Origin of the sequence: Kitasatospora sp. MY 5-36 (assembly GCF_001182915.1) — a bacterium.
Lineage (GTDB): Bacteria > Actinomycetota > Actinomycetes > Streptomycetales > Streptomycetaceae > Kitasatospora.
In genome coordinates this window covers 1-3,768 of sequence record NZ_LFVW01000862.1, presented here as the reverse complement: position 1 = coordinate 3,768, position 3,768 = coordinate 1, and the positions used below count along the sequence as shown (strand labels likewise).

The window sequence follows — 3,768 nt, the reverse complement described above, 5'->3', positions numbered from 1 at the left end:
TCACGCCGTCACCCCGTCCGGGGCCCGGGTGCGCCGCAGCGCGCGGTCGCAGGCGGCCAGGTGCGGGCCGAGGGCGTCCTCGAAGCTCATCCACTGGGCGTCGAAGGCCAGTTGGCGGCGGATCGCGAGTTCGGGGCCGGACAGGCGGCGCAGCAGCCGGGCGGCGGCCGCCAGGGTGCGCCCGGGGTCCCGGCTCACCTGGTCCACCAGGCAGCGTTCCAGGGCCTCGCGGGCGGTGATCGGTACCCCGAAGAGCACGGTGCGCCGGGCGCGGGCCGGCCCGAGCTGCTGGACCAGCCGGTAGCCGGCCATGCCCGGCCAGACGGCCTGCCCGTGGAAGGACGGCAGCAGCCGCAGGTCCGGGGCCGCCACCCGGACGTCGGCCGCCAGCAGCAGGTCCAGCGCGACGCCGCCGCACTCCCCGCTCGCCGCCGCCAGGGTGGGCAGCCGCAGCCGCTCGAAGCGCCGTACCGCCCGCTCCCACTTCGTGACGGCGGCGGTGTCGCCCGCCTTCGCCACCGCCTCGCCGTCGGGGGCGCCGGACAGGAACAGGGTCGCGGCGTCGGCGCCGGCGCTCTCCGCCTCGTCGCACAGGGCGCCGAGGGCGGCGGTCAGCTCGGCCGAGATCTCCCGGCGGCCGTCCACGTGCAGCACGGGGCCCTCGGGCAGGGCGTTGACGGGCATTGCGGTCTCCCTAGGGTCGGTTCACCACTGGATGAGCGCGGACTCGATCGTCGAACCCGGCCCCATGGTCATCAGCACGCCGTAGTCGCCGTCGCGGACCACGCCCTCCCGCAGGAGCCGGTCGTAGGAGAAGAGGAACGAGCCGCTGGAGACGTTGCCGAAGTCGCGCAGCACGGTGATGGTGTGCCGCAGGTCGTGCCGGGTCAGCCCGAGGTTGACGGCGACCGCGTCGATGACCTTCTTGCCGCCGGAGTGCACCAGCCAGTGCGCGACGTCGTCGCGGCGCAGCGAGGTGCCCGCCAGCAGCCGGTCGACGACCCCCTCCACGTGCGCGCCGACCAGGTAGGGGACCTGCGGGTCCAGGAAGAAGCTGAAGCGGCCCTGGTCGCGGTCCCAGTCGTAGCGCATCGCGTCGATCGCGTCGACGATGGTCACGCTCGCGGTCCGCAGGATCCGGGGCCCCTCCAGCCGGCGGCCGGGCCCCTCCTCCTCGGCCTCCTCGTCCTCGCGGCGCCCGTCGTTCACCGGGTCCGCCACCACCGCCACCGCCGCGGCGCCGTCCCCGAACAGGCTGTTCACCACGGCCGTGCGCATCGTGGCGTCCATCGTGTACGCGGCCGAGCAGGCCTCCGAGCAGACCATCACGGCCAGCCGGCCCGGGTTCGCCGCCGCCCAGTTGCCCACCACCGCCAGCGCGTTGAGCCCGGCGTTGCAGCCCATGCCGACGATGTCGGCCCGCGCGGTGTGCCAGTCCATGCCCAGCTCGCGGATCAGCAGCGCGCTCAGCCCCGGCGTCAGGAAGCCGGTCGAGGTCACGCAGCACAGGTACGCCACCTCCGACAGGTCGGCCCCGATCCGCTTGAGGCACAGCTGCAGCGCGTCCGCCCCCATGCTCACGGCCCACGCCTTGTGCTTGTCCAGCAGGTCGCCCTGGCTCTCCCGGAGCCTGGTGCCGTCCGGCGCCGCCGGCGGCAGCACCAGCGAACGCTGCCGGATGGAGCCCAGCAGGAACACCGAGCGCACCCGGCGGTCGGTGATCCCGAACAGGTCCAGCAACTCCTCCTGGGAGTAGTGCTCGGGCGGCACGGCGGTGCCCACGCTCACGATGCGCGGGACCGTGGCGGCCGGCGCTCGGTCCAGGGCCGTGGTCATGGTGCGTCACTCTCCGTTCCGGGTACCGGGCACGTCACCACCGTGCGTCCACCACCGCGCGCCCCACCGCCGCGCGTCTCCTCACTGAGCGTCTCCACGAACCGCACCAGCCGCTCGACGCCCTCGACCACCTGCCCGGGCGTCAGGTAGCTGATCGACAGCCGGATGTCCCGCTCGCCCCCGCCGTGCGGATGGAAGAACTCCATCGGCGTCCAGATCACCCCGAACTCCCGGGCCGACCGCTCCAGCGCCGCCGTACCGGTCCGGAAACCGGTGCGCAGCGTGAGGAAGAAACCGCCGTCGGGCCGGTTCCAGCCCACCCCCAGCTCCCGGCGCCGCCGCTCCGGCAGCCACCGCTCCAACTGCGCGAGCGTCGCGGCCATGCTGCGCCGGTAGTGCTCGGCCGCCCGCGCGTTCAGCACCGACAGCCGCCCGTCCGAACCCAGCAGCGCACCCGCCGCGGCCGCCTGGCTGAGCGAGGACGTGTTCACCGTCACCATGCTCTTCACCTTCGCCAGGTCCCGCGCCAGCAGCCGGATCCCGCCGCGCCCGTCGCGCACCTCCTGGTCGGCCACCACGTAGCCGACCCGCGCACCCGGGAACACCGTCTTGGAATAGGTGCCGAGCTGGATCACGCTCCTCGACGTGTCGAGCGCCTTGAGCATCGGGCACCGCGGCCCCGGGCCGCTCAACCGGTAGGGACTGTCCTCCAGGACGAGCAGACCCTGGCGCCCGGCCAGCTCCAGCAGCCCGGTACGCGTCGGAAGGTCCAGCGTCGACCCGGTCGGATTCGCGTGGTCCGGCACCACGTACACGGCCCGCGGCCGGCGACCCGCCGCCCGCTGCGCCCGCACCGCCGCGTCCAGGTCCGCGACCACCAGCCGCCCGTCACGCTCCGGCACCGCGACCACCGGGATGTCCAGCAGCCGCGCGGCCCCCATGATCCCGACATAACAGGGGGTCACGAGCAGCAGCACGTCCGCGGGCGTCGCGAACAGCGCGCGCAGCACCAGGAACATCGCCTCCTGCGCACCGACCGTCACCACGATCGCCTCGGGCGCGACCTCGAACCCCTCGTCCTGCCGCAGCGAGTACGCGATCAGCTCCCGGATCTGCCCCGCCGCCGGCCCGTACTGGTAGAAGCCGCTGCGCACTTCGGCCGGCCCCGCGCCCCGGCTCTCCAGGTAGGCCGCGTACCGGCGCAGGTAGGTGTGGACCTCCTCGACCTCGAAGAATCCGTCATAGGGGCGGCCCGGCGCGAAGGACACCGCGTCCGGGTAGCTGGACGTGATCTCGTTGAGGAAGTTCATCCGGTCGAGAACCGGGTCCTCGATGCTCGAGTGCAGCGTGGTCGAATCGAGCACCATGGTGCCCGCCTTTCCGTGGACGAGCCGCCGTGCGGCACCCCGTCGGACGGCGGATGCCAGGGCTCGCGTGAAGGACGCGCGGCAGGGCGACGGTGCGGCGGCGCCCCGTGGGCGGATCGCCGGTACCGTCCTCCCGCGTTCGAACATCGGTCGGTCTCGACGTCGGTCTCATGGCGGCCCCTTGGACGGGCCCACGGGCTCCGGCGGCGCCACCGCGGGCGCACCGTCCGAACGGCGGCGGCGCGGTGCCCGCACGCGAAAACCGCCGTCGGGCACCGGGCCGAACGCGACGCGAGGGGGTATCGAGATCCCAGCACGCCCTGTCGCCGCTTTCGCACCGGCCGCGGTATCCGACGGATATCCGGAGCACAGGGCCCTGTCTGCTGTTTGTCCTCGTTCCAGTACGCGCCCCCGGGCGAGGGGCTGTCAAGCGCTGTGGGTTTCCGCCCCGTCACAGCCTGCTACCGGATTCCCGGTCCCGCCGCCGTGCCCGCGGCCCCGGCGCCGACCGGCCCGCCGCCGCGCCCCCGCGGCCGTCGCCGTCCGCAGCGACACCACCGCCCTC

The 3,768-nt window shown here is 74.0% G+C and carries 3 protein-coding genes; all 3 read right to left on the bottom strand.

Annotated elements, in window-relative coordinates; genetic code table 11:
- The 3 genes from dpgB to AE652_RS37360 are packed head-to-tail and all read right to left on the bottom strand — an operon-like array spanning nucleotide 1 to nucleotide 3,203.
- Nucleotides 1-684, bottom strand: coding sequence for an enoyl-CoA-hydratase DpgB (gene dpgB, locus AE652_RS37370; protein ID WP_049659703.1), 684 nt, complete (start codon nucleotides 682-684; stop codon nucleotides 1-3).
- Between the two features lie 21 nt (nucleotides 685-705).
- Nucleotides 706-1,836 (bottom strand): 3,5-dihydroxyphenylacetyl-CoA synthase DpgA, encoded by a 1,131-nt coding sequence (gene dpgA, locus AE652_RS37365; protein WP_049659701.1) that lies wholly within the window; start codon nucleotides 1,834-1,836, stop codon nucleotides 706-708.
- The gene (locus AE652_RS37360; RefSeq protein WP_063780398.1) at nucleotides 1,833-3,203 is read right to left on the bottom strand and encodes a PLP-dependent aminotransferase family protein; all 1,371 of its coding nucleotides are present in this window, start codon (nucleotides 3,201-3,203) and stop codon (nucleotides 1,833-1,835) included. Before AE652_RS37360 ends, dpgA begins: the two co-directional genes overlap by 4 nt.
- Nucleotides 3,204-3,768 lie beyond the last annotated feature (565 nt).